The sequence below is a fragment of the Micromonospora sp. WMMD729 genome (assembly GCF_049315225.1).
Classification (GTDB): domain Bacteria; phylum Actinomycetota; class Actinomycetes; order Mycobacteriales; family Micromonosporaceae; genus Micromonospora.
In genome coordinates this window covers 783747-808268 of the sequence record NZ_CP186059.1, presented here as the reverse complement: position 1 = coordinate 808268, position 24522 = coordinate 783747, and the positions used below count along the sequence as shown (strand labels likewise).

General features: G+C 72.0%; 22 protein-coding genes. 3 read left to right on the top strand and 19 right to left on the bottom strand.

The window, feature by feature from the left end; all coding sequences use genetic code 11:
* Positions 1–4 precede the first annotated feature (4 nt).
* The 4 genes from mtrA to efeU all read right to left on the bottom strand — a co-directional run bounded on the left by mtrA (position 5) and on the right by efeU (position 4235).
* On the bottom strand, positions 5–694 hold the full coding sequence (gene mtrA, locus ACN263_RS03790; RefSeq protein ID WP_355052014.1) for an MtrAB system response regulator MtrA: 690 nt from the start codon (positions 692–694) through the stop codon (positions 5–7).
* A 121-nt stretch (positions 695–815) separates the two neighbouring features.
* Entirely contained in the window at positions 816–2093 is a 1278-nt protein-coding gene (gene efeB / locus ACN263_RS03785) for an iron uptake transporter deferrochelatase/peroxidase subunit (RefSeq protein WP_422738430.1), read from the bottom strand.
* A 19-nt stretch (positions 2094–2112) separates the two neighbouring features.
* Positions 2113–3246, bottom strand: a complete 1134-nt coding sequence (gene efeO, locus ACN263_RS03780) for an iron uptake system protein EfeO (RefSeq protein WP_421474652.1) — start codon at positions 3244–3246, stop codon at positions 2113–2115.
* 23 nt (positions 3247–3269) lie between these two features.
* The gene (gene efeU, locus ACN263_RS03775) at positions 3270–4235 is read right to left on the bottom strand and encodes an iron uptake transporter permease EfeU (protein WP_422738429.1); all 966 of its coding nucleotides are present in this window, start codon (positions 4233–4235) and stop codon (positions 3270–3272) included.
* A 169-nt stretch (positions 4236–4404) separates the two neighbouring features.
* Here efeU and ACN263_RS03770 point away from each other — a divergent pair, with 169 nt between their 5' ends.
* Positions 4405–4551 carry a hypothetical protein gene (locus ACN263_RS03770; protein ID WP_422738428.1) on the top strand — a complete coding sequence of 49 codons (147 nt, stop codon included), beginning with the start codon at positions 4405–4407 and terminating at the stop codon, positions 4549–4551.
* A 338-nt stretch (positions 4552–4889) separates the two neighbouring features.
* Here ACN263_RS03770 and ahcY read toward each other — a convergent pair whose 3' ends face one another.
* From ahcY to ACN263_RS03700, 14 genes are all read right to left on the bottom strand, one after another.
* On the bottom strand, positions 4890–6389 hold the full coding sequence (ahcY, locus tag ACN263_RS03765; protein ID WP_422738427.1) for an adenosylhomocysteinase: 1500 nt from the start codon (positions 6387–6389) through the stop codon (positions 4890–4892).
* A 263-nt stretch (positions 6390–6652) separates the two neighbouring features.
* Positions 6653–7816 (bottom strand): mannose-6-phosphate isomerase, class I, encoded by a 1164-nt coding sequence (gene manA / locus ACN263_RS03760; protein ID WP_422738426.1) that lies wholly within the window; start codon positions 7814–7816, stop codon positions 6653–6655.
* 4 nt (positions 7817–7820) lie between these two features.
* Entirely contained in the window at positions 7821–8828 is a 1008-nt protein-coding gene (locus ACN263_RS03755; protein WP_422738425.1) for a cation diffusion facilitator family transporter, read from the bottom strand.
* A gap of 58 nt (positions 8829–8886) precedes the next feature.
* Positions 8887–10083, bottom strand: a complete 1197-nt coding sequence (locus ACN263_RS03750) for an SIS domain-containing protein (protein ID WP_422738424.1) — start codon at positions 10081–10083, stop codon at positions 8887–8889.
* Complete coding sequence (locus ACN263_RS03745) at positions 10080–10265, bottom strand: Trm112 family protein (RefSeq protein WP_007455824.1); 186 nt, start codon at positions 10263–10265, stop codon at positions 10080–10082. The genes ACN263_RS03750 and ACN263_RS03745 overlap by 4 nt, the downstream gene beginning before the upstream one ends.
* Before the next feature lie 60 nt (positions 10266–10325).
* Positions 10326–11711: a phosphomannomutase/phosphoglucomutase gene (locus ACN263_RS03740; protein WP_422738423.1), complete on the bottom strand. Its 1386-nt coding sequence runs from the start codon at positions 11709–11711 to the stop codon at positions 10326–10328.
* 69 nt (positions 11712–11780) lie between these two features.
* A complete protein-coding gene (locus ACN263_RS03735; RefSeq protein ID WP_422738422.1) occupies positions 11781–12827 on the bottom strand; it encodes a hypothetical protein in 1047 nt (348 codons plus the stop codon).
* A gap of 99 nt (positions 12828–12926) precedes the next feature.
* Positions 12927–13703, bottom strand: coding sequence for a deoxyribonuclease V (nfi, locus tag ACN263_RS03730; RefSeq protein WP_422738421.1), 777 nt, complete (start codon positions 13701–13703; stop codon positions 12927–12929).
* 77 nt (positions 13704–13780) lie between these two features.
* Positions 13781–14023, bottom strand: a complete 243-nt coding sequence (locus tag ACN263_RS03725) for a hypothetical protein (RefSeq protein ID WP_422738420.1) — start codon at positions 14021–14023, stop codon at positions 13781–13783.
* A 247-nt stretch (positions 14024–14270) separates the two neighbouring features.
* Positions 14271–14984 carry a tetratricopeptide repeat protein gene (locus ACN263_RS03720; protein WP_422738419.1) on the bottom strand — a complete coding sequence of 238 codons (714 nt, stop codon included), beginning with the start codon at positions 14982–14984 and terminating at the stop codon, positions 14271–14273.
* Between the two features lie 128 nt (positions 14985–15112).
* The gene (locus ACN263_RS03715; protein ID WP_422740588.1) at positions 15113–15544 is read right to left on the bottom strand and encodes a hypothetical protein; all 432 of its coding nucleotides are present in this window, start codon (positions 15542–15544) and stop codon (positions 15113–15115) included.
* Positions 15545–15552: 8 nt separating this feature from the next.
* Positions 15553–19908 (bottom strand): toxin glutamine deamidase domain-containing protein, encoded by a 4356-nt coding sequence (locus ACN263_RS03710; protein ID WP_422738418.1) that lies wholly within the window; start codon positions 19906–19908, stop codon positions 15553–15555.
* A 16-nt stretch (positions 19909–19924) separates the two neighbouring features.
* Positions 19925–20257 carry a hypothetical protein gene (locus ACN263_RS03705; RefSeq protein ID WP_422738417.1) on the bottom strand — a complete coding sequence of 111 codons (333 nt, stop codon included), beginning with the start codon at positions 20255–20257 and terminating at the stop codon, positions 19925–19927.
* Complete coding sequence (locus ACN263_RS03700; protein WP_422738416.1) at positions 20254–20676, bottom strand: YbaB/EbfC family nucleoid-associated protein; 423 nt, start codon at positions 20674–20676, stop codon at positions 20254–20256. The genes ACN263_RS03705 and ACN263_RS03700 overlap by 4 nt, the downstream gene beginning before the upstream one ends.
* Before the next feature lie 78 nt (positions 20677–20754).
* Here ACN263_RS03700 and ACN263_RS03695 point away from each other — a divergent pair, with 78 nt between their 5' ends.
* A complete protein-coding gene (locus ACN263_RS03695) occupies positions 20755–21993 on the top strand; it encodes an SUKH-3 domain-containing protein (protein ID WP_422738415.1) in 1239 nt (412 codons plus the stop codon).
* Between the two features lie 158 nt (positions 21994–22151).
* Complete coding sequence (locus ACN263_RS03690) at positions 22152–22934, top strand: hypothetical protein (RefSeq protein ID WP_422738414.1); 783 nt, start codon at positions 22152–22154, stop codon at positions 22932–22934.
* A gap of 12 nt (positions 22935–22946) precedes the next feature.
* On the opposite strand, the gene ACN263_RS03685 is transcribed toward ACN263_RS03690, so the two are convergent.
* On the bottom strand, positions 22947–24434 hold the full coding sequence (locus ACN263_RS03685; protein WP_422738413.1) for an aldehyde dehydrogenase family protein: 1488 nt from the start codon (positions 24432–24434) through the stop codon (positions 22947–22949).
* Positions 24435–24522 lie beyond the last annotated feature (88 nt).

Genomic DNA, 24522 nt, shown 5'->3' with positions numbered 1-24522 from the left:
CAGGCTATCCGGTGCCCGCCTTGTAGCCCACGCCCCGCACGGTGAGGATGATTTCCGGTCGCTCCGGATCCGGCTCGATCTTGGCACGCAGCCGTTGGACGTGCACGTTGACCAGTCGGGTGTCGGCCGCGTGCCGGTAGCCCCAGACCTGCTCCAGCAGCACCTCGCGGGTGAAGACCTGACGCGGCTTGCGGGCGAGCGCGACCAGCAGGTCGAACTCCAACGGCGTCAGCTTCACCTCCTCGTCGTTGCGGCTGACGGTGTGGGCGGGCACGTCGATGCTGATCTGGTTGCCGGGCGGCCCGATGGTCAGCATCTCCGGCGCCACGTCCTCGCCGCGGCGCAGACGCGCCCGCATCCGGGCTACCAGCTCCTTGGGCTTGAACGGCTTGACCACGTAGTCGTCGGCGCCGGATTCGAGCCCGAGGACGACGTCCACGGTGTCGCTCTTGGCGGTCAGCATGACGATCGGCACGCCGGACTCGGCACGGATCGACCGCGCCACGTCGATACCACTCATTCCGGGCAACATCAGGTCAAGCAGGACGATGTCCGGCCGACTGTCACGAAACGCAGCCAACGCCCGCTCGCCGTCGGCCACGAACGAGGGCAGGAAACCCTCGCTGCGCAGCACGATGCCGAGCATCTCGGCGAGTGCGGGGTCGTCGTCGACCACCAGTACCCGGGCTCTCATGGGATTAATATTGCATCCCCGTTCAGTTCGGTGGGACCGGCGTCACCCGGCACGGACAGCGCCATGATCCCCCCTCGACGTGGTCCGGCGCCACCGCAGCTCGGACGGGTCGCGGCGGCGATCAGCCGAAGAGCGCCCGGCCCCAGTGGTCGCCACCGTCGCGCACCCCGGGCGGGCAGGCGAACAGGCCGCTGGAGACGTGCCGCAGATACTCGTTCATCACGTCGTGCCGGGCCAGCTGGGTCTGGATCGGCACGAACTGCCGGCGGGGGTCCCGCTGGTACGCGATGAAGAACAGACCGGCGTCGAGCCGACCGAGACCGTCCGAGCCGTCGACGAAGTTGTAGCCCCGGCGCAGCAGGTGCGCGCCGTTGTTCCGACTCGGGTGGGCCAGAGCGACGTGGGCGTGCTCGGCGATCAGCGGCTTGCCGTCGTCACCGCGGGCCGCGAAGTCCGGCTCGTCGAACTCCTTGCTGCGCCCGAGCGGGGCGCCGCTGCCCTTGGTCCGGCCGACGATCTCCTCCTGCTCGGCCAGCGACGTCCGGTCCCAGGTCTCCACCAGCATCCGGATCTTGCGGGTGACCAGGTACGACCCGCCCGTCATCCAGTCCGGCCCGTCGCCGGGCTGCACCCACAACTGGTCGCGCAGCAGGTCGGTCTCCTCGGCCTTGAGGTTGGCCGTGCCGTCCTTGAAGCCGAACAGGTTACGGGCGGTCGCCTGGTCGCGGGAGGTCGACGAGGTACGGCCGAAGCCGAGCTGCGACCAGCGGACGCTGACCACCCCCATGCCGATCCGGGCCAGGTTGCGGATCGCGTGCACCGCCACCTGGGGGTCGTTGGCGCAGGCCTGCACGCACAGGTCGCCTCCGGAGATCGGGGCCTGCAACGCGTCGCCGGGGAACTTCGGCAGCTCCGCCAGGGCGGCCGGGCGGCGGTCGGCGATGCCGAACCGGTCCCGCCCGTCGGCGTCGCGGAACAGCGTCGGCCCGAAGCCGATGGTCAGGGTGAGCTGCGAGGGAGGGAGGCCGAGCGCCTCGCCGGTGTCGTCCGGCGGGGCCTCGGGCATGCCACCGACCGCACCGAGGACGCCGGCGTCCCGGCCGGCCGTCATCCGGGCGGCGGCGGCCGTCCACTCCTCGAGCATCCCGACCAGGCGGGCCCGGTCCTTGGTGATGACGTCGAAGGCGACGAAGTGCAGCCGGTCCTGGGCCGGGGTGACGATGCCGGCCTGGTGCTCGCCGAAGAACGGCACCGCGCCGGCCGGGTGGTCGCTGGCCGAGGCCGGGCCACGCGAGTCGCCGACCAACGCGCCCGCGCCGGCGGCCACCCCCGCGACTCCGGCCACCCCGGCGCCGGCGAGCGTGATCGCCCGTCGGCGGGTCAACCTGCGTACGCTCATCGACTCGACTCCCCCTGCGTCACTTGGCGACGACTGCGGCGACCTTGCTGATCGGCTCGGCGAGCGCGTTGATGCCGTCCGAGAGCTCCTTGAGCTCGGCCTTGCTCAACGCGGTGTGCAGCTTCCACCCGTCGCCGTCGCGGTGCTTGCCGAGCTGCGCCTCGACGTTCGCGAACTCGGTGTCGAGCTGCTTGACCAGCTCCGGCGACCGCTGCTCCAGCGCGGGCCGCAGGGCGGACAGGGCCGCCTTGGAACCCTCCAGGTTGGCGGCGAAGTCCCACAGGTCGGTGTGCGAGTAACGGTCCTCCTCGCCGGTGATCTTGCCGCTGGCGACCTCGTCGAGCAGCTCCTTCGCCCCGTTCGCGAGCTGCAACGGGGAGAGCTTCTCGGCGTTCGCCTTCGCCACGATCTCCTTGACGTCGACCAGCAGCCGGTCGGCGATCGGGCCGTCCTTGCTGATGTCACCGGACTGCCAGAGATCCTTCTCGATCCGGTGGAAGCCGGTGAACTCCATCCCCTCCTCGATGACCTCCTCGCGGCCGTCAATCTTGGGGTCGAGGTCGCCGAAGATCTCGGCCACCGGCTCGATCCGCTCCCAGTAGGTGCGCGCGACCGGGTACAGCGTCTTGGCCTTCGCCACGTCGCCGGCCTTCACGGCGGCGACGAACTCCTCGGTCTTCTCCAGCAGCGCGGCGGTCTGACTCTTGACGTACCGCTGGTAGTTGTCGGTGGCCCCGGCCAGCGCGGCGTCGGCGGTGAGCGGCTGCGCGGACCCGCTGACCTTGAGCGCGCCCCGGATGCCCTTGCCGCTCATGCCCGGCTTGCAGGCCGTCTCGTAGGTGCCGGCGGGTAGTTCGACGTGCAGCTCACGGCTCAAGCCGGGGGCGATGTTCTCCACCTCGCCCATCACCCGGTCACCGGAGGCGTACACGTAGAACTCGGTGACCTTCGCGCCCGAGTTGGTGATCTTGAAGGTGGCCGTACCGGCGCCGAGGTCGGTCGTGGCGACGTCGCAGGCCGTGTCAGTGGCCTTGACCACGATCGGGCCGCCCGCCGCGTCGGACTTGTCGGAGTCCGCCTTGGAGCAGGCGGCGACACCGGCCGTCGCCAGCACGCCGGCAGCGGCCAGCGCGAAGAATCGAGTGGTACGCATCTGTGCTGTCTCTCCTCGTGGGGTCAGGCACGCTGCGGCGCGGAGGCCGCCTCTGCCTCGGCGCCGGTGTCGGCCCCGCGTTCGGTGACGGTGGTGCTGGCGGGCGTCGTGGGCTCGGACGTCGCGGCCGCAGCCGGCTCGGACGACGCCGCCGGGGCCGCGGTGGCCGCTGTCGAGGCGGGGGTACGCCGAGACGGGCGCAGGAAGAGCACCAGGACGGGTACCGCGTAGCCGATCCAGGCGATGGTCTCGAGCACGGTGGGCGCGGGGGTCACGTTGAACATGCCGGCCAGCAACGCCGCGTACCAGGTGCTCGGGTCGAGCGTGGTGGTGATGTCGAAGGCCAGATCGCCGAGGCCGGGCAGGACACCGGCCTCCTGGAAGTCGTGCACGCCGTACTTGAGGATGCCGGCGGCGACCAGGATCAGCAGCGCTCCGGTCCAGGTGAAGAACTTGCTGAGGTTGATCTTGAGGGCGCTGGCGTAGAGCAGCACGCCGAGGACCACGGCGGTGACGATGCCGCCGATGAGCGCGAGCAGCGGTCCGCTGTCCCCGGCCGCGCCCTGGGCGGCGGAGTAGAAGATCAGCGCGGTCTCCAGGCCCTCGCGGATCACCGCGAGGAAGGCCATCCCGGCGACGGCGAGCGACCCGACGGCGAGCGCCTCGGTCAGCTTGCCGCGCAGTTCACCCGCGATCGTGCGGGCCGCCTTGCGCATCCAGAAAATCATCCAGGTGACGAAGACCACGGCGGCGACGGAGGTGATCGCCTCGAACAGCTCACGATCCTCGGACCGGGCCAGCAGCGAGGTCGACGTGTACTCGATGAGCCAGCCGAACAGCACGGAGAGCGCCACGGCCAGGCCGACGCCCGCCCAGACCTGGGGCAACCGGTCCCGGCGCTGCGACTTCACCAGGAAGGCGACCAGGATGCTGACCACCAGGGTCGCTTCCAGGCCCTCCCGCAGGCCGATCAGGTAGGTGGCGAACATCCCCGCTCCGTGTTCATTAGGCACGCCTTCGCTAACTTAGGGCAGCCATACCTTCCTCCTGTTCACAGGGCTCGTCAAGTTGTTCTTGGCAACCTCACTCTTCCCGTGAGCTGGCCTTCGACGACCGGGCGCACACCGTTGACCGTTCGGCTGTGCGAGGATCCCCGGCGTGAAAGCCTTCCTGCCGTGGCTCGCGGTGTTGGCCGTCGTGCTGCTGCTCAGCGCGTTGCGCCAGCGGGCACTGGCCACCGTGGTGTCGCTGGGCTGGCTGGCCTGGTGCGCCTGGACCTGGCTCCGCCCCACCCCCCGCCGCTAACCCCCGCGCCCCGCGCCCCGCGCCCCGCGCCCCGCGCCCCGCGCCCCGCGCCCCGCGCCCCGCGCCCAAGATCCTCACAACTTCCCCGATGTTGCTGCGTCAGACGCGCCGGAGACAGCAACATCGGTGAAGTTGCTGCCATCCCCCGCCCCGCTCGCCCCCAGCCCACGCGATCTTGCACTTTCTGTGGCGACATAGGGGGTCGAGAGGCGCAAATCACCAACCGAAACTGCAAGATCGCGGGGGCGGGGGGCGGGGCGGGGGCGGGGGCGGAGGGTGGGGCGGGAACGACGCACCGGGCCGGCTGTGGAACAGCCGACCCGGTGCGGGGAGTGCGATCAGTAGCGGTAGTGGTCCGGCTTGAACGGGCCCTCCGGGGACACGCCCAGGTACGCGGCCTGCTCCTTGGTGAGCGTGCTCAGCTTCGCGCCGAGCGCGCCCAGGTGCAGGCGGGCCACCTTCTCGTCCAGGTGCTTGGGCAGCACGTAGACGCCGATCGGGTAGTCCTCGGTCTTGGTGAACAGCTCGATCTGGGCGATCGTCTGGTTGGCGAACGAGTTCGACATGACGAAGCTCGGGTGCCCGGTGGCGTTGCCCAGGTTCAGCAGACGTCCCTCGGACAGCACGATGACGGCGTGCCCGTCGGCGAAGCGCCACAGGTCGACCTGCGGCTTGATGTTGACCCGCTCGACGTCGGAGCGCTTGGCCAGGCCGGCCATGTCGATCTCGTTGTCGAAGTGGCCGATGTTGCCGACGATGGCCTGGTGCTTCATCCGGGCCATGTGCTCGTTGGTGATGACGTCGAAGCAGCCGGTCGCGGTGATGAAGATGTCCGCCTGCTCGACCACGTCGTCCAGGGTGGCGACCTGGTAGCCGTCCATCGCCGCCTGAAGGGCGCAGATCGGGTCGACCTCGGTCACCACGACCCGGGCGCCCTGGCCGCGCAGCGACTCGGCGCAGCCCTTGCCCACGTCGCCGTAGCCCATGACGACCGCCATCTTGCCGCCGATCAGCACGTCGGTGGCCCGGTTGATGCCGTCGATCAGGGAGTGCCGGCAGCCGTACTTGTTGTCGAACTTGCTCTTGGTCACCGAGTCGTTGACGTTGATGGCCGGGAAGAGCAGCGTGCCGGCGCGGTGCATCTCGTAGAGGCGGTGCACGCCGGTGGTGGTCTCCTCGGTGACGCCCTTGATGCCGGCGGCGACCCGGGTCCAGCGCTGGCCGTCCTCGCCCAGTGAGCGGTGCAGCAGTTCGAGGATGACCGCGTACTCCTCGGAGTCGGCGGACTCGACCGGCGGTACGACGCCGGCCTTCTCGAACTCGGCGCCCTTGTGCACCAGCAGGGTGGCGTCGCCGCCGTCGTCGAGGATCATGTTGGGGCCCTGGCCGTCCGGCCACAGGAGCACCTGCTCGGTGCACCACCAGTACTCGGGCAGCGTCTCGCCCTTCCAGGCGTACACGGGGACGCCGGCGGGAGCCTCGGGGGTGCCGTTCGGGCCGACGACGATCGCGGCGGCGGCATGGTCCTGGGTGGAGAAGATGTTGCAGGACGCCCAGCGGACCTGCGCGCCGAGGGCGACCAGCGTCTCGATCAGGACGGCGGTCTGGATGGTCATGTGCAGCGAGCCGGTGATCCGCGCGCCGGCGAGCGGCTGCGCCTCGGCGAACTCCCGCCGGATCGCCATCAGGCCGGGCATCTCGTGCTCGGCGAGCTGGATCTCCTTGCGCCCGAACTCGGCGAGCGACAGATCCGCCACCTTGAAGTCGCCCTCGGCGAGCGTGCTCGGCCGGGCCTCGGACGGCGTACCGCTGGCGGCCGCCGGGAGGGTGCTGGTCATGAAAGCTCCTGTCGAACGATGTCTACGCCGATCCTCCACCTTACGCGCGCCGGCGACGGCCGCCGGGGGACGGGCAGCGGACAGCGCACGGGGCGGTCGGTGGTGGACAGACCCGCTGCCCACCTCCGCCCGCCCCGCGCATCCCCCCGGTTTGGTTCCCCGCACGTTGCCGGACCGTCGTCGCGATAACGCTGCGTACTCATAGGTTCACACTCAGCCAGCGCCGAGTCAAGCTATTCCGGGAAAGTCGGACTTGTGGCGAGTCAGCGCAGTCCGGACGTCGCCACGTACGCCTCACCGTCACCGGTGATCCGCAGCGGCTCGCCGGCCGCCGTGCCGATCGCCGCCTCGCCCGACGCCAGCGTCAGCGCGCCGGCCCCGTCGTCGACCGTCACCGAGCCCGCGCCGCAGAGCACCACCCGGGGGCCGGGCAGCGCCAGGGTGGCTTCCGGCACGTCCGCGCCCACCCGCACGCGGTGCAGCGCGAAGTCGTCCACCGGCACCGCCCAGCAGTCCACCCCGGGAGCGACGGGGCGGGCGGCGCGCACCGGATCGTCAAGCACCTCGAAGCGCAGCACCCGTACCAACTCGTCCACGTCCACCCGTTTCGGGGTGAGACCGCCGCGCAGCACGTTGTCGCTGGCCGCCATGATCTCGACGCCACAGCCGCTGAGGTACGCGTGCAGGTTGCCCGCGGGCATCCAGATCGCCTCGCCCGGCACCAGCCGCACATGGTGCAGCAGCAGCGCCACCAGCACGCCGGGGTCGCCCGGATATGCCTTCGCCAGCCGGCGGGCCAACTCGGCGTCCGGGCCGTCGGCCGGCGACGAGATGACCGCCCGCAGCAGCCCGTCGCGCTCCGCGGCCGGCCAGCCGAGCAGCGTCCCCACCGCCGTGCGCAGGCCCGCCGGTCCGTTCCGCAGCGCGTCCACCACGGGCGTCAACTCGGGTACGCCGAACGCGGCGAGCGCCTCGGCCGACTCCACCGGATCGCGGAACCCGCAGAGCGCCTCGAACGGGGTGAGCGCGACCAGCAACTCCGGCTTGTGGTGCGGGTCGGAGTAGTTGCGCTCGGACGTCGGGCGGTCCGCCTCCGCCGCGAACCCCGCCCGGGCCTGCTCCGCGTCCGGGTGGGCCTGCAGGCTCAGCGGCGAGTCGGCGGCGAGGACCTTGAGCAGGAACGGCAACCGGCTGCCGAACCGCCCGGCCACCCGTTGCCCCAGCCACTGCCCCGGCTCGTCGCGGACCAGGTCACAGAGGCTCACCCGGGCCCCGGCACGCTCCACGCTGGCCGGGGCGCCCGGGTGGGCGCCCAACCACAGCTCCGCCTCCGGGCCGGGGCTGGGCACCGGACGCCCCTGCAACAGCGCGATGGCGGAGCGGGACCCCCAGGCGTAGTCCCGGATCGGTCCGTACAGCGGTTCCACCGTCTCAGACCCCGGGTCGCCCGACCGCCTCGCCCGCCGGCTCCTGGGGCTGCGGTACGGCGGTGTCGGCGGCGGCGCCGGTGCCGGCCTCGGCGGCGGCGACGCTGTAGATGTCCGGCTCCAGGTAGATGACCCGGGCGATCGGCACGGCGGTCCGGATCCGCGCCTCCACGGCGTTGATGCCCTTGGCCAGCTCGTGCGCGCTCTCACAGGCCGGTACGCCGATCTTCGCGGCCACCATCAGCTCTTCCGGACCGAGGTAGAGCGTCTTCATGTGGATGATCCGCTCCACCTCGGGGCCCTCGGTGACAGCCCGCGCGATAGCGGCCAGGTCCTTCGGGTCGGCACCCTCACCGAGAAGCAGGCTCTTGGTCTCGATGGCCAGCACGACGGCGATGACCACCAGCAGGATGCCGATCATCGCGGTGCCGGCGGCGTCCCACCGACCGTTCCCGGTGGCCAGCGTCATGCTCACGCCGAACAGCGCGAACACCAGACCGATGAGCGCACCGAAATCCTCCAGGAGGACCACTGGCAGCTCCGGCGCCTTGGCCCGGCGGATGAACCGCACCCAGGACTGCTCGCCCCGGATGTGGTTGGCCTCCTTGATCGCCGTCCGGAAGGAGAACCCTTCCATGCCGATCGCCACCACCAGCACCGCCACCGGCAGCCACTGCCACTCGGTGATGCCGTGCGGATCCGACCACTTGTGGTACGCCTCGTAGAGGGCGAACAGGCCACCGATGCTGAACAGCACGATCGACACGATGAACGCGTAGATGTACCGCTCCCGGCCGTACCCGAACGGGTGCTCCGGGGTGGCCGCGCGCTTCGCCCGCTTGCCACCGAGCAGCAGCAGACCCTGGTTGCCGGAGTCGGCGACCGAGTGGACCGCCTCGGCCAGCATCGACGAGGACCCGGAGAGCAGGAACGCGATGAACTTGGTGACGGCGATGCCGACGTTCGCCAGCAGGGCGGCGACGATCGCCTTCGTCCCGCCGTTCGCGCTCACGCCGCCACTCCGCTTCGCGTCGTGGTGACGTACGTGTAGCGCCGCCCCCTGGGTACGTTCACTGGTTCGACAGCTCCTTCATCTCGGTGATGGCCGGTACGGCCATCGGGTCCAACCCGTGTGCCAGAGCAAGATAGATCGAGGCGAAATCCGGTACGGCGATCAGCGAGGCCAACCGCTCCAGAGCCGATCCGCCCTCGGCGGTCACCACGTCGCACCGCACGCCACGGCGCTCGGCGAGGGTCTGCACCGCGTCCGCGCGGCGCTCCTCGACCGCGAGCGGCTCGTCCGTGTCGTCCTCGGCGTTCAGCCCGCCGTCCCGCAGCAGCACCAACCGCAGCCGCGTGCCGTCACCGTCGTCCTCCGACGGGTCGGCGAAGATGTCCCGCTCGCCCTCGGCCAGGCCGCCGAAGACGCCGTCCAGCAGACCGACCCGCCCCCGCCCGGCCTCGCCCAGCGCACCGGTGACCACCGGGTAGCGGGCGTTCGCGGACAGGGTGTCGCCGAACCGGCGGGCCGCGACGGTCGCCAGCGGCGACGAGCCCCACACGATCGGAATCGAGCCGGCCAGGCCCAACGCCAACGACTTGGCCGGGTTGACGAACGACTCGGCGGCCGAGCGGCAGCGGTCGGCGTCCGCGTCGAGCCGGGCCGCCGTCTCCGCCAGGTCCGCCTCGTTGACCTTCACCAGGCCGAGCGACCGCGCCGCCAGCAGGACCGGCACGGTGAGCGCCCAGAGGCTGGCCCGGGCCGGTGCCCGTCGGGGCACCGGGATGAACGGCGCGCGGGCCCGCTCGGCCACCGACTGCAACTGCGAGTCCGGTGCGCCCACCGCGACCAGTCGGGCGCCGCGCCGGTGCGCGGCCTCGGCGGCGCCGAGCGCCTCCGGGCTGCGACCGGACGCGCTCACCGCGATCACCACGTCGGCGGCGCCCACCCAACCGGGTACGCCGGCGCTGCGGTGCCCGATGATCGGCACCGGGCAGCGCGGCCCGGCGACCGTGGCCAACACGTCACCGGTACGCCCCGCGGTGCCGATGCCGGCGATCACGACGGCCCGGGGCCGCCCGTCGTCGGCGAGCACCGCGAGGTTCGCCTCGGCGGCCAGTGCCGCGCTCTCGCGCACCTGGGCACCGGCCGAGGCGGTGTGCCGCAGCATGTCGCCCGGGTCGTGTTCGGCCAGCGCGCTCGGGTTGTCGAGCAGGGCCTCGTCGGCGTCGCGCCGCCCGCTGACCCCGGCCGTACCGTCGATCATGACTGCTGCCCGGGGCCGCCACGCGCCTCGTCGAGGAGCAGCACCGGCACGTCGTCACGGACCTCGAAGATCCGGCCGCACTCCGTGCAGGTCAACGTCTGCGCCTCCGCGTCGTACGTCAGCGGGGCGTGGTGCGTGTCCGGGCAGGCGAGGATCTCGAGCAACTGCGGATCCAGGGCCATGGCACGGCTCCTTCCACGAGTGCGGGTCACCGACGGCGGTGCCGACCGGCGCAGGCGATCTTATCGGCGAACGCGGTCGAGCACCGCGTCCCGGAGCGAGACCATCCGCTCGCGGGTGGGCGCCTCGACGTTGAGCCGCAACAGCGGCTCCGTGTTGGAGGCGCGCAGGTTGAACCAGGCGCCGTCGGGAAAGCGCAGCGTCAGCCCGTCCATCTCGTCGGCCGTCGCCTCCGGGTACGCGGCCCGCACGTCGGCAACCGCCGCGGCCTGGTCGGCGACCGTCGAGTTGATCTCGCCGGAGGCGACGTAGCGCTCGTACTCGCCGGCCAGCACGGAGAGCGGCAGCGACTGCTCGCCCAGCGCGGCCAGCGTGTGCATCGCGGCGAGCATGCCGGTGTCGGCGAACCAGAAGTCCCGGAAGTAGTAGTGCGCGGAGTGCTCCCCGCCGAAGACGGCGTTGGTCCGGGCCATCTCGGCCTTGATGAAGGAGTGCCCGACCCGGGCCACCACCGGCTCGCCACCGTGCTCGCGGATGATCTCCGCGACCGCGCTGGAGGTGATCAGGCCGTGGATCACCGTGGAGCCCGGGTGCTTGGCCAGCTCGCGTGCCGCGACCAGCGCGGTGATCGCCGACGGCGAGACCGGCTCGCCGCGCTCGTCGACCACGAAGCAGCGGTCGGCGTCGCCGTCGAAGGCCAGGCCGATGTCGGCGCCGTGCTCGACCACGGCCCGCTGGAGGTCGACCAGGTTCGCCGGGTCCAGCGGATTCGCCTCGTGGTTGGGGAAGCTGCCGTCCAGCTCGAAGTAGAGCGGCACGATCTCCAGCGGCAGGGCCGACAGCGCGGCCTCACCGAGCACCGTGGGGACGGTGTAGCCACCCATCCCGTTGCCGGCGTCGACGACCACCTTCAGCGGCCGGATGCCGGAGAGGTCGACCAGCTTGCGCAGGTACGCGGCGTAGTCGGGCAGCAGGTCGCGCCGCTCGGCCGGCCGGGTCGGCTCGCCCGCCGGGCGGGACGCCCCCGAGTCCAGCATCGCCTGGGCCCGATCGCGGATCTCCGCCAGCCCGCTGTCCTGCCCGATCGGCCGGGCGCCGGAGCGGCACATCTTGATGCCGTTGTACTGCGCCGGGTTGTGACTGGCGGTGAACATCGCACCGGGCAGGCCGAGCGAGCCGGAGGCGAAGTAGAGCAGGTCGGTGGAGGCGAGCTTGATCTCGATCACCGAGCGCCCCTCGGCCCGTACCCCGGCGGCGAAGGCGGACGCCAGGCCGGGCGAGCTGGCCCGCATGTCGTACCCGATGACAACGGCGTCACCGGGCTCGTCAGTGGCGTTGAGCAGCTGGGTGAAGGCGGCCCCGAGTGCCTCGGCGACCCGCTCGTCCCACTGGTCCGGCACCGTCCCTCGGACGTCGTACGCCTTGACGATCTGGGACAGATCAGACACTAGTTCCGCTCCTTGGCCGCAGGTTTCCAACAAACCTGAGCGTATCGGAGCGGCCGGGCCCGGCCCCGCTCAGCCGGGGAGCCGGGGCATGAACACGGTGTGGTCGCCGCCCTCCGGGTCATCGGGTCGTGGTCGAGCACCCGGACCGCCGGGGAGGCCCGGCATGACCTGAGTGGCGTCCGGCCCAGGCGCGGCGGGTCGCGCCCCGTAGACACCCCCGGAGGTGGGCCGCTGGACGGGCACGGCCGGCGGCTGCTGGCCGTACACCGGGCCGGGGTGACCGGGCGCGGCCGGCGACCCACCGCCGGCGCGGTAGGTGGTCCCACCGGGGTTGCCCGGCAGCGGCCCGGGCTCGTCGGTCGGGGTGCGGTCCTGCCGGGAACGGCGGACCAGGAACACGATCAGCAGCGCGCCGACCGCCACCATCGCGATGCCGAAGAACATGATCAGCGAACCACCGCCGGACTCGGCGGCCACGGCCGTTGGCGAGGGTGCGCCGGTGGTCGCGCTCAGTGCGGCCGGGTCCACCACCTCGCCCCCCGCCGCGACCTCGGTCGGGCTCGGTGTCGGGGTGGGCTTCTTCGACGGCGTGGGGGTGGGCGACGCGGACGTGCGGCCACCTGTCACCCGCGCCGTGTCGCTGCCGCGACCGAGTTCCTGACCGGCGGCGGTGACCCCCACGCCGGTCACCGCGAGCCGACCACCCGGCGCACCGGCGGCGAACGCCACCCGGTACCGCACGGTGATCCCCTTGCCCTTGCACAGCGTCGGCTTGGCCGGCGAGGTTTGCCCGGTCGCCACGCTGCCACCACCGCCGGAGACGGCTACCGGAAACCAGCGCCCGCCCGCGTTGACCTGGACCGCCACCTGGTCCGGCTGAAGACCCTCGAGGCGCAGCGCCAGTGCGGTGCGCAGCAGGACGCATCCCTCGGAGCGCTTACGCACCGCGACGTTCACACCCTGGGGAGAACCACCCGCGGCGAAGCTGCTGGCCGCACCCACCCGGACCGAGTCCTCGTCGGCCAGCGCGGGTGACGCGCCGAGCATCACCAGGCCGACCAGCAGGCCGCAGACCGTCGCGAGCCGTGCGGCGCGTCGACGCAGCTTCATGATCACCTCACCGTTCCTCCCCGGGTGGGGTCCGCCGGTCAGGCTACTACCGGACCACTTTCACCACCTGTCATAGAGCGGCCGGCATGTGTGCGGCGTTACGGTTTACGACCGGCGCTCGTCAGCGGGTCCGGCCCGCGCTCCGCCGTGTCCGGCCCGCGCTCCGTCGTGTCCGGCCCGCGCTCCGTCGTGTCCGGCCCGCGCTCCGTCGTGTCCGGCCTCGGCGAGAGCGTCGCGGCACAGCCGGTCGGCGGTGCGCGTCGTCTCGGGGAGGCGGTAGCGCGGAGTCAACGCGAGCACCTGGGCGGTGGCGTTCTCCAGACTCATCCGGTGCCCGACGCTCACGAAGACCGGCTTCACCCCGTCCCGGGTACGCACCACCCGACCCACCACCTCGCCCCCGTCACGCAGCGGCGACCAGGCGCCCCGCTCGGCGGCCGGCGCAACCCACTCGCCGATCAGCGGCGTCTTCCCCACCCCGATCGCCGGCAGGCCGGTGACCACCCCGAGGTGACAGGCCAGTCCGAACCGGCGCGGATGTGCCACCCCGTGTCCGTCACAGACCAGCAGGTTCGGGATGGTCGTCAAGGTGTCCAGGGCGGCGAGCAGAGCCGGCAGCTCGCGGAAGGCGAACAGCCCCGGCACGTAGTCGAACGCGGGCCGGCCCACGCTGACCGCCGAGTCCACCACGGCCAGCGTCCGGGCGTCCAACACGGTCACCGCCGCCGCGAGAAGGTCGCCGCTCTCGGCGTACGCCACATCCAGGCCGGCCACCGTCTCCGGCGCGGCCGGACCGGGCCCGACCAGGTCGACGAGGGGCCGCAACTCCTCCTGTACGGCCACCGCCTCCGCGACCGAGCGCGGCGGCCGGGTCAGCGCCATCCTTGATCCACTCGGTTTCGGCGATGTCGCGGTATCCCGTGCCCCCGGACACCCCGATATCGGCGACGTCGAGTCGATCACACGTTGTCCGACCTGTCCTTACCGGACGGCCGCGGCGCGCTGCCATCCTCGGCCCCATCGCCGTCCGCTCGTTTTGCGGAGGCACCGAAGGCCACCCCGAAGGCGACGGCCATGGCGACACCGAAGGCCACGCCGCCCGCAGGGCCAAACGAGGGGATGCCGATCGCGAAGCCGAACAGAAGGCCGACCGGCCACCCCCAGAGACGCGCCCTGCCGCTGTCGGTCGTGAAATTCGCCATGGACCGATGTTAATCAGCACGGCCAACCACGCGGGCCGCCCGCCGAGGCGCGGCGCGGGTGGCTGGCCGCAGTGCCGCCGGATCTCCGGGGCGCGCCGTGTAGCTGGCCGTAGTGCTGCCTGCCGAGGCGCGGTGCGTGGTGGCCATCGTGCCGCCTGCCGCCGCGCGGCGGGTGGCTGGCCGTCGTGCCGCCGGATCTCCGGCACCCGCCGACCGGGCACACCGGATCGCGCCTGCCGGGCTGGGGTCAGGCGAGTTTCAGCTCGTCGCGGGCCTCGTCGATCCACCGGGCGATGCCGTGCGCGCCACTGTCGGCGGCCAATGACGTGGCCTCGTCGAGCAAACCACGGGCCGCGTCCCGGTCACCGTCGCTCGCCGCGAGGTCCGCCAGCCCGATCAGGTTCGCCGCGACCCCCGGCGTGAAGGACAGCTTCCGGCGCAGCCGCGTCGACTCCTCCAACAACTCCCGCGCCGCCTCGACCCGACCGGCGGCCTGCTCGCCGAAGCAGAGGTGCCGCAGCACGTACGACAGGGTCAGCTCGTCCCCCGCCTCCGTCGCCAACTCACGCGCCCGCGCGAAGGCCCGGTCGGCGGTGGCCTGGTCCTGCCGGATCACCTGGTGGACCGTGCCCACCCAAAACAGCGCCTCACCCTCGCCACGGGCGTCGCCCACCTCGCGGTAGAGCTGCGCCGCCCGCTCGAAGAGCGACAGCTCGGCCGCGTCCTCGACGCCGGTCTCGAGGAACCGGGCGTGCAACAACCGCCCACGGGCCAGGGCGGTGTCCGCCTCCAACGCCACGAGATCCCGCTCGGCCGCGGGCAACGACGTCGCGTCACCACCGAAGACCGCCTGCTCGTAGCGCTCCTGTGCCCGTGTCAACCGGACGTCGAACCCCTCGGCCATCCCTGACCCACCCTCTTCGTCGATACGCTCGCTGATGCCCATCGCGCGTCCAGTCATGATCGACTCCACGTCGGCGATGTCGCGCCATCCCGCCAAGGCGGAAACCGCCACTTCGGCGATCCGGTGTCGATCGCGCTTTGCGCCGACTAATCCAGCCTTCCGTCGATGCGGTCGGCGCGCAATCCCTACGTTCCGCGGGCGATGTCCGGGTCCGCGCCCGGGTCGCCCGCCGCCCGAAGCTGCTCCTCGAACATCACGAACGACCGCTGCCGGATCCCCCGGATGAGAGCCTGCTCGCGCGGCGTCAGGTGCCGCCCCTCGGCCTTGGCGGCATCCCTGAGTGCCTGCACGGTCTCGTACAGAGCGAAGACCGGGCCTTCGCCTTCGAGGTAGTGAGCGCGAAACCGCTCCACTTCCTGCACGAACTCCTCTGGGGTGCGCCGGAAAACATCTCCACCGACGTCGAAGACAATCTCCGTGAAGAGGTCATTCTTCGCCTGCCAGCCTCCCGTGTCGATTGCAACCCGCCACACCCGGGCACCACCGTCAGGTGTCTTCACGATCTTGACGGGAGACTGGTGGTAGAGGTAGTAGGACGGAAGAACCAGACCGGGCATCTGCACCACTAGGTGTTCTCCTCGTAGGTCGATTGGAGTGCTTCCCAGAACAACTGCTGCTCGCGCTGGAGGATGCCATCCACAATCGCGGCCTCGCGTCCCGTCAACTCTCGATCCTCAATGCGGGCCAAGGCGTCGATGTCGCGGCGTACCTCATACAGCGCATGCTCCCAGACCGCTACCGCATCCAGCGCCGCCAGGTGCAGACGGAACTCCGCGAGGTGCCCGCTCGGCGTCTTGAGGACGAGTTGTATGTCCCGGTAGCCGCTGTCCTCCGGTGATATGAATCGATCATCACAGCTGACGATTTCGACATCACGGTGACCGCGTAACCGCTCCAGAGCCCCGTACAGGTCGTCGAGCGACCGAAATTCGACCTTCGCAGCGGCCAGGTCGAGCAAACGGGAGGCGTCGCCCTGACGCTTGGCGATCTTGTCCTCGGCACGCCTCCGATCCTTCGGCTGGGTACGCCACCCAGGCTCGCCAACGCGGCGCTCATCGAGGTGGGCAAGAGAAACCGCAAGCTGATTCAGCTCTGTCTGAGCAACCGCCGCCATCCTGTAGAGACTGTCGAGGTAGTGCTGACGATAGATCGGGTCGATTTGGCGACGCTTGTCGAATCCCGGTTGGACAGGCGGGTCATCAGGTACCTGGATACTCGCGCTGATCATCCGCTGAGCATCCGTCAGCGGTGTCTGCCGTGGAGCGGTCACAACTCTTACGGGCCCTTCCGACCCTGCAACCTCGAAGGCTCCCCGCGTGGTGATGTCGTTCAGCACGTCGGCGAGGGCGTCGATGGCCTGTTGATGGCTCGCCAGGTGGTGCAGCGTCAGCGGGCGAGCCGTCAGTGAGTTCGCCAGTTCGGGCGTGGCGAGGATGATTCGTGCCAGATCCGGTGCCTGCGCCAGTTGCCGGGCCAACGTCTCGGCCAGCTTCGGCTCATTACGTGGTGGCTCTCGCAGGGCATTGTCCAGCATGTCGCGCACCCGGGTGTCGGCGAACAGCCGCGCCACGTCCTGCGCGCCCGCGTCGTCGAGGCTGGGCACCAGCCGCCGGAGGCTGGACGGATCGACCGCCCTCGCGAAGTCTCCGGGACTCATCCCGGCCGAGAAGACCTCGTCAAGACTGCCGGCGTGCGCGAGTGGCTGACTTGCGCGAGCATCGGAGGGCAAGCCGTCCGGCGCCGAGCCGGGCCCGTCCAGCAGCAGGTACATCCGGTTGATGTACGGGTCGCCGTGGCCGCCGTCGTCGTATCCGGGTGGATGGGTCGGCAGGTCGGGGCGTTCACTGAACCGGCCCCGGGGCAGCCCGCCGAGCGGCATCGGACGGCCGTCTCCGCCCAGTACGAGCGCGTCGATGCCGACCACGTCGGGATACAGCGGTCGGTCGCGGACGAGGCCGGTCTGCGGGTCGACGTAGAGGATCGTGCCGTTCTGGTTCAGTGCCACCCAGGCGTGCGAGCCGCCACCGGCCCACTCGGTGATCAGGAACGCGTAGCTGCCGTGGCCGCCCAGCAGCAGTTGGTCGTGCAGATTGGCGTACCCCTGTCGGGCCTGTGCCGGGTCGGGCGGCTGGCCGGGTGCGAGTACGCGTTGGAAGCGGCCGCCGGTGACGTCCTCCACCCGGCCCGGCCCGCCCGCCTCGCCGCGGATCGGGCGGCGGATGTCACCGTTCAGGTAGCCGTCGAAGGTGCGCGGCGCGGACACTCGCGGCCGACCGTGCACCCACGTCTCGAAGAGCGACAGGGTGCAGTCCAGGCAGTTGATGCCACGGGTGGCGTCGGCCTGGGGACCGCCGTCGTTCAACAGGCGGAACCAGCCGCCCTGGCGCGGATCGGCGGTACGTCTGATCGTGCCGTCGCGCTCACGTGGCATCTGTCGCTCGACGTCGACCTGGTGCAGCGCGAGGGGCGGCCGGAGCCCGCCCGGCTGCCCGTACGGACGGGAGTCGTCGATCGGCGGGGGAACGTCGTCACCGGTGAGCCGGGACGGGCCGCCGGTCTCCACCGCGCCGAGCGCGAGCGCGCCCACGTCGCTGTTGGCGTGCGCGAAGGCGCCGTCGGCCAGGTCGATGACCGGCGGTGCCGTGACCCCCGCCAGTACGTCGTTGGCCAGGTCACGCCAGTGGGCGTACGCGCGTGTCTCGTCGTTCGCCGCCCGCTGCCAACCGTCGGCCCACTGCCGGTGACCGGTCCGGTGCAGCTGTCGGGCATAGTTGGCGTACTCGACGGCCCGGCGGTCGTGCTCCGCCGCCCGCGCCCGCAGCCGGGTGGCCTCGGCCTGCCGGCGGTTGTTCTCGAACCCGATCCGCTGCGCCTCGAAGTGGCCTTGGTAGCGCCGCCGCTCGGCGGCCTCCGCCTCGGCCAGCCACTGGGCCGCGTACCAGTCGTCGAGGTCGGTCGTGGACTCCACCGGCTCGCCGAACGCCACCACGTCGACGGGCGCGGACCTGCGGCCGCCCGTTCGCTGCCGGGGTACGCGGGCCGGTGCGACCGCCTCCCGCTCGGGCGCGGAGTGTCGGCCCGCCGGCGCGGCCACCGCGCTGCCGACCGGTGGGCTCCCGACTGCGCCCGGTCTGGTCAGGGCGTCAGTTGGCAGGCCGGCCGTCGTCCCGGTCGACGTGACCGGGGACACCACCGGCGTCGCGATGGCCGGGGCAGGGCCGGCGGACGCGCTCGGCGTCGGGAGCCCGGTGGTGCTCGCGGCCGCCGAGCCGACCGGAGGCACCGCCCCCACGGCCGTTGGCGGGGACGCCGACACCGGCCCGGTCGAGGACATCACGGATGCCGACGAGGCCACGGAGGCCGACGGGAACCCGGCCGCCGACGGCAGCGGGCCCGACGACGGCCCGACCGCTGGGGGCAGCGGGGCCGCCGAGACCGGCGGCGACACGGCCGAGGTGGCCCCGGGTAGACCTGCCGACGGGGGTACGGAACCGCTGACGCCCGCCGGGTCGATCGCCGCCGGGGTGAGCGCCGGGGTGACGCCGACACCTGGTCCGCCGACCGCGTCGACAACGCCGGCGACGGGCGCGGTGACCCCCGAGAGTGTCGGTGCGGCCGCGACGGCGGGATGGCCCGGCTCCGCAACGGCCGAGGGCCCCACCTCCGACACTGCGGGACCCGCGCCGTGCCCGTCGGCGGGAACGCCCTGGACGCTCGCCGCTGCCGGCACCGACTCACCGGCGACGTTCGCGCCCACCGCTCCGGCACCATCCCCCGTCGACGCCGATGATGGCGAAAGCGGCCCGGACGCCACCGACGCAGACGACACCGGCGCGGACGCCGTGAGTTCCGCGGGCGGGGGTGGGATCGGCAGCGACGGGCCGGGCAGGGACGCCCCGGTCAGCGCGTCGGCCTGGGCGCGGAGCCGCGCCTGCAATGCGTGGTCGGTCTGCGCCGTCGTCGAGCCGGTGACCCCGGACGCGGCGGCGCGTACCACGTCGTCGACCGAGGCCAGGCCCTGCCCGGTGGCGACACTGGCGGCGCTCTCGGCGAGCATTTCGCCGGTCATCTCCCGGCCGAGGTGCTCGCCGACACGTGCGGCGCGGCCGGTCGCGTGGCGGCCCAGGCCGGCGAGCGGCGCGACCGCACCGCCGGCGAGCCCGCCGACGGCCGATGCGCCCAGGTCGGTCAGGTCGACGCCGTGGGCCCGGCCCGTGGAATTCTGGTACGCCTGCGTGGCGAGACTGATCCCGGACTCCTCGGCCGCCTCCTCCAGCCCTTCCCGGGTGGCCCGCTTCGCGAGGCCACGCACGCCCCCCTTGGCGACCTCCTTGGCCGCCCGCTCGCCGGCCTCCTTGAGCCCTCGCCGCAGTGCCTTGCTGGCCAGCTGCCCCATCAGGCGCTTGAAGATCTGCTGGATGAGCAGCCGGGTCGCGGTGACGGCCGCGCCGGCCGCCGGGGAGGCCGCCCCCGCGGTGAGCAGCGCCGCCACGGCCACCGAGAGCAGTTCGACGACCAGGATCCCCAGCTCGATCCAGACCTCGATCTTGGCGCCTTCGATGTCGCAGCCGCACTCCTCGACCAGCCGGCCCAGGTCGGCGGTGACCGCGAGCAGCACCGGCAGGGGCGCGTCGTCGCCCTCGGCGATACCGCGCCAGGCCGCCTCGAACGCGGCGTCAACAGCGCCGACACCGCCGTACCCACTGCGTACCTCGGCGGCGGCCGTGGCGGCGTCGGCGTGCGGGCCGGCGAGGACGCCGGCCACCGCGTACCACCGGTCCGCGAGGTCCCAGACGGCCCGCTCGTCGCCCTCGGGCCACTGCACGCCGATCGCCCAGTCGAGGGCCTCGTAGATCCACCCGGGTACGTCCCAGGGCGCGTAGTCAAGCGGGTGCGGAATCGGGCTGGGCAGCACGCTCATCCGGGTCGGCCCGTCGTCAGCGCTGGTCGGCGGTGCCGTCGAGCCGGACGGCGCTGCTCTGGTCGGTCCGCATGCTCGCGTCGACCGCGCTGGCCACGTCGGTGCCCAGCTCGGTGAGGCGCTGCCCGACGCCCGCCCAGGCGCGCAGCACGGTCTGCTCGATGCCCCGGTAGCTCCGCTCGAACGCCGCGCCGATGTCGTCCCGCCCCCAAGGACGGGTGCCGCTGGCGGCCTCGATCTCGCCGCCCTCCGCCGCCCGTCGGGCGGTCACCGCCTCGCCGGAGAGGGCCAGGTCCGCGCCGCCGCGCCGGGCCCGGGACGCGTCCAGCCAGAGCTGCCCGTCGGTCACGCCGGCCCCCCGCGACGGCCGAGTACGGCGTCGGCGCGACCGAGCAACGTGCCGAAGTCACCGGTACGCAGGAAGTCCGCCGAGCCGGCGCCGGCCGGCATGGTCTCGGCGACAAGGTCCTGGGTGGCCTGGGTGGCAGCCGCCACGGCGGCCCGGATCGTCTCCGTGATCTTCCGGCTCAGCGCCTCGGCGTCGCGGACCCGGTAGACGGCCGGGGCGAGGACGACCTCGATGACCTGGCCCTGCGCGCCGACCGTCGCCGTGACGTGACCGTCCGGCGAGCGGCGGGTCACCCGTAGCTCGGCGAGCCGCGCCGCAAGAGTGTCCAAACCGGACCTGAGCTGCTGGTACTGGCCGTACACATCGTCGAATCGGGCTCGTAGCTCGCGATTGGCGTCCCGGTCCACGCGTTCGCTCACCGCCGCTCCTCCCGTCACCGTCGGTATCCAAGACCATACCGGCCGCCATCGATCCGTGTAGTCCGGTAGTTTCGATGTGTGATCGACCGTCAGCAGGCCGAGCAGCTCGCGTCCGCCTGGGCTCGGCGCGACTCACAGCGCCTCGGCCACGAGTGCACCCCGGTCGTCGACGAGTTCGACCTCGGCTTCGTGGTCACCTCGATCGTGTCGAGCGGCGCGCGGGCGATCCCCGGCGACCTGCCGACGACCGTCATCGACAAGCGCACCGGCACGGTCACCACCTGGCCCCGGGTGCCGGCCGCGGTGGTGGCGGACCTGTACCGGCGCAGCCAGCCGAGCGGACCGACCGCACCGCGCACGGTCGACGCGTCGAGCCTGCTGATCCGGGAGATCCATCGGGGTCCGACGCCGAACACGGTGGCGCACCTGACCCTCGACGGTCGCATCTGGACGGCCCAGGGCACGAGAGGACCGGCGACCCTGAACCACCATCCGCTGGTGCGCGCGTACCTGGACGAGAGGCCGCCCGGCGAGTTGGTGCGCGGCGTCGAGTGTCACGCCGAGCTGATCGTGGTCTCCGACGTGCTGCACGAGTACGACCACCGGCGGGCCGCCGAGGGCATCGAACCGATGGGGCGGGCCGAGGCCGCCGCGCTGCTGGACGCCGCCCGCTTCGAGATCTTCCGGATCCGTGAACCGGGCGACCCGGCCGGCGGCGCCGCCGAACTGCCCTGCGACTCGTGCATCGCGTTCCTGGTACGCGCCAACGTCCTACCGGAGGCGGCACGGGCCTACACCGAGACGTGGCTCGCCCCGACCGCGCCCGATCCCGACCCGGGACGCTTCCCACCCGCGGTGGCGAACGCGCTGGTGGCGGCGGGATGGCGACCGCACATCGGTGACCAGATCATGGCGGCGGCCGGGGTACGGGACGTCACCGCCGTGCCCGGGAGGACGCACCGGCACGAGGTCTTCCCGGCCGCCGTGGAGGCGCTGACCGCGTTCCCCAGCCTGGTCGGCGCCCGGCGTGGTCCGGGCGAGCAGGTGTGGATATCCCGTTTCGACATCCGTCCGCACCTGATCGCGCACACCGCCGACACGCTCGCCGACCTCGGCGCGGTGCTCGGCGTACGGCTCTTCCCCATCGGCACCGAGCAGCAGGACAGCATCCTCGCCGTCGACGAGCGGGGCCGGGTCTTCGCCCTCGACCAGGCCGGCGACTGGTTCCTCGGCGACAGCATCGACGCCGCGCTCACCACGTTGCTGCTCGGCCGCGCCCCCGCCCGGCTGCGCGACGACGGCACCTGGACGAGTTGATATTGACCGATACACTCTTCTCGCCTCGCCCCTAGAGAAGAGACACCGAATTGACGAAACTATCGAGCGTCGCCACCGTGCTCGCACTCTCCGTCGGCATCGCCCTCGCCCCGGCCGCGGCTGCCTCCGCTGCTACCGACCGGAGTGGGGCGGTCCGGTTGGACATCCCCAACAGCAGTGCGTGCAAGGCCGGTCGCACGGTCATGCAGGGCATGGTGGCGGGGCCGGGCGGCCAGCTCTACATCGTCTTCACGAAGGCGGCCGGCGCGGAGCCGGTCCTGTCCCGGTGGCTGCGGGACGGCTCGACCTGGGACGGCGCCAGCTGGGTCTGCTCCGGGGCCCCGACCTCCATTCCGACCCTCGGCCACGGCAACGACCTCGCCTACAACGCGAACTACCTGGGCCAGGGGCCGGCCCTGATTGCCGCCCAGGGAAGCCAGTCGGCGTTCCTGAGCGACAAGGTGACGATCATTCGCCTGAACGCCGACGGCGCGATCGGCACGACCAGTGAGGTGCGTCTGCCGATCGGCAACATCAGCGGGTTCTGCTACAGCGCGACGGCTGCCGGCGGTGCCGGCAAGTATGCGGCCCGCCGGTTGGGCAGCCTGTGGACCCATCCCGGCGCCGGCGCGCTCACCAGTGGCTGGACGCTGGTCAAGAGCAACCTGACGAGTCACGACAATCGTTCCGACCAGGGCATCGACTGCTCGGAGAACTACATCTGGAACACCAAGTCGATCAACACTTCGACGCCCTCGACCGGATGGAACTGGGTGTACCAGTACAACTGGTCGGGTGGCGATGTGGAGAGCGACATCGGAGTCCCGAGCAACAACCTGGTCGACGAGATCGAAGATGTCACCCACGTGGGAAGCGAATTCTTCGTCGGCATCAACCGCAACGACGGGCTCTCCGACACCGTGAAGGTGTTCATCGAATAGAGCTCGCGTCGCCTAGAGGTCGAGCCCGGTCAGCACCATGACGCGCGGTTCGGTGTAGTCGTCCATCGCGCTGCGCAGCCCCTCCCGACCGACGCCACTGCCCTTCACGCCGCCGTACGGCATCTGGTCCGCCCGGTACGACGGCACGTCACCGACGATCATGCCGCCCACCTCCAGGACTCGGGCGGCGGCGAAGGCCACGTCCAGCCGCCGGGTGAACACGCCGGCCTGCAAGCCGTACGCCGAATCGTTGACCGCGGCGAACGCGGCCTGGTCGTCGGCGACCGGGGTGACCACCAGTACCGGCCCGAACACCTCCTCGGCGACGACCCTGGCGTCCGCGGGCACGCCGGTGAGGACGGTCGGGGGGTACGACGCGCCGGTGCGCACGCCGCCCACCTCGACCGTCGCGCCCGCCATGACCGCCTCGGACACCCACGCCTCGACCCGGCGGGCCGCGTCCTCGGAGACCATCGGGCCGACGTCGGTCACCTCGGAGGCGGGGTCGCCGGTGCGCAGCGCGCGTACCGCCGCCACCAGGCGGGGCAGGAAGTCGGCGTACAGCGCGTGGTGCACGTACACCCGCTGCACGGCGATGCACGACTGCCCGGCCTGGTAGTTGGCGAAGGTGGCGATGCGCTGCGCCGCGAAGTCCAGGTCGTCGGCGGACGTCCAGTCCGCGCAGAGCACCGCCGCCGCGTTGCCGCCCAGTTCGAGCGTCACGTGCTTCTCCGGTGCCTGCCGCCGGATCGCGGCCCCGACCGGTCCGGACCCGGTGAACGACACGACCGGCAGCCGGGGGTCGGCGACCAGTTCGGCGGCGCGGTCGTTCGGCAGCGGCAGCACCGAGAACATGCCGGCCGGGAGGTCCGTCTCGGCCAGTAGTTCGCCGAGCAGCAGCGCGGACAGCGGCGTCGCCGGGGCCGGCTTGACGATGATCGGCGCGCCGACCGCGATGGCCGGGGCGACCTTGTGCGCGACCAGGTTGAGCGGGAAGTTGAACGGCGCGATGCCGAGCACCGGCCCCCGGGGGACCCGTCGGACCAGGGCGATCCGGCCGGTGGCGGCCGGGTCGGTGTCGAGCCGTTGCAGGTCACCGGAGAAGCGTCGGGCCTCCTCCGCGGCCCACCGGAAGGTGGAGACCGCCCGCCCCACCTCGGCGCGCGCCCACTTCACCGGCTTGCCGTTCTCGGCGGTGATCAGTGCCGTGACCTCGTCGGCCCGCTCGGCGAGCCGCCGGGAGACGTGGTCCAGGGCCGCCGCGCGGGCGTGCGCGGGCAGGGCCGCGGCCTGCGCGGCCACGCCGGTCGCTGCCGCGACAGCGGCCTCGACCTGGTCGGGCGTGGCAAAGGTGGTACGCCCCACCGCGCGACCGTCGTACGGGTGGTGCACGGTCAACTCGCCCGCACCGGAGGCGGGACGGGAGGCGACGAAGAAGGGTGTGGGCTCCACGACGTGCAGCGTAGACGGAACAGCAGTCGACGGAAACAGTCGCCGCATCCCTTGTCTGCTGCGGATTCAGTAGCGAAGATGGCAGACAGATTGCGAGAACCGCCGCAGACTCACCCCCGGCCCCCTCGGAGTGATC

What these genes read in the sequence shown, in the direction of transcription:
- ahcY (WP_422738427.1), bottom strand. Translation starts at nt 6,389, where the DNA reads ATGACCAGCACCCTCCCGGCGGCCGCCAGCGGTACGCCGTCCGAGGCC.
- ACN263_RS03720 (WP_422738419.1), bottom strand. Translation starts at nt 14,984, where the DNA reads ATGACTGGACGCGCGATGGGCATCAGCGAGCGTATCGACGAAGAGGGT.
- ACN263_RS03685 (WP_422738413.1), bottom strand. Translation starts at nt 24,434, where the DNA reads ATGCGGCGACTGTTTCCGTCGACTGCTGTTCCGTCTACGCTGCACGTC.
- ACN263_RS03725 (WP_422738420.1), bottom strand. Translation starts at nt 14,023, where the DNA reads ATGGCGAATTTCACGACCGACAGCGGCAGGGCGCGTCTCTGGGGGTGG.
- ACN263_RS03715 (WP_422740588.1), bottom strand. Translation starts at nt 15,544, where the DNA reads ATGCCCGGTCTGGTTCTTCCGTCCTACTACCTCTACCACCAGTCTCCC.
- ACN263_RS03745 (WP_007455824.1), bottom strand. Translation starts at nt 10,265, where the DNA reads ATGGCCCTGGATCCGCAGTTGCTCGAGATCCTCGCCTGCCCGGACACG.
- efeB (WP_422738430.1), bottom strand. Translation starts at nt 2,093, where the DNA reads ATGAGCGTACGCAGGTTGACCCGCCGACGGGCGATCACGCTCGCCGGC.
- efeO (WP_421474652.1), bottom strand. Translation starts at nt 3,246, where the DNA reads ATGCGTACCACTCGATTCTTCGCGCTGGCCGCTGCCGGCGTGCTGGCG.
- nfi (WP_422738421.1), bottom strand. Translation starts at nt 13,703, where the DNA reads ATGGCGCTGACCCGGCCGCCGCGCTCGGTCGCGGAGGCGGTGGCCGTA.
- mtrA (WP_355052014.1), bottom strand. Translation starts at nt 694, where the DNA reads ATGAGAGCCCGGGTACTGGTGGTCGACGACGACCCCGCACTCGCCGAG.
- efeU (WP_422738429.1), bottom strand. Translation starts at nt 4,235, where the DNA reads ATGTTCGCCACCTACCTGATCGGCCTGCGGGAGGGCCTGGAAGCGACC.
- ACN263_RS03710 (WP_422738418.1), bottom strand. Translation starts at nt 19,908, where the DNA reads ATGAGCGTGCTGCCCAGCCCGATTCCGCACCCGCTTGACTACGCGCCC.
- ACN263_RS03750 (WP_422738424.1), bottom strand. Translation starts at nt 10,083, where the DNA reads ATGATCGACGGTACGGCCGGGGTCAGCGGGCGGCGCGACGCCGACGAG.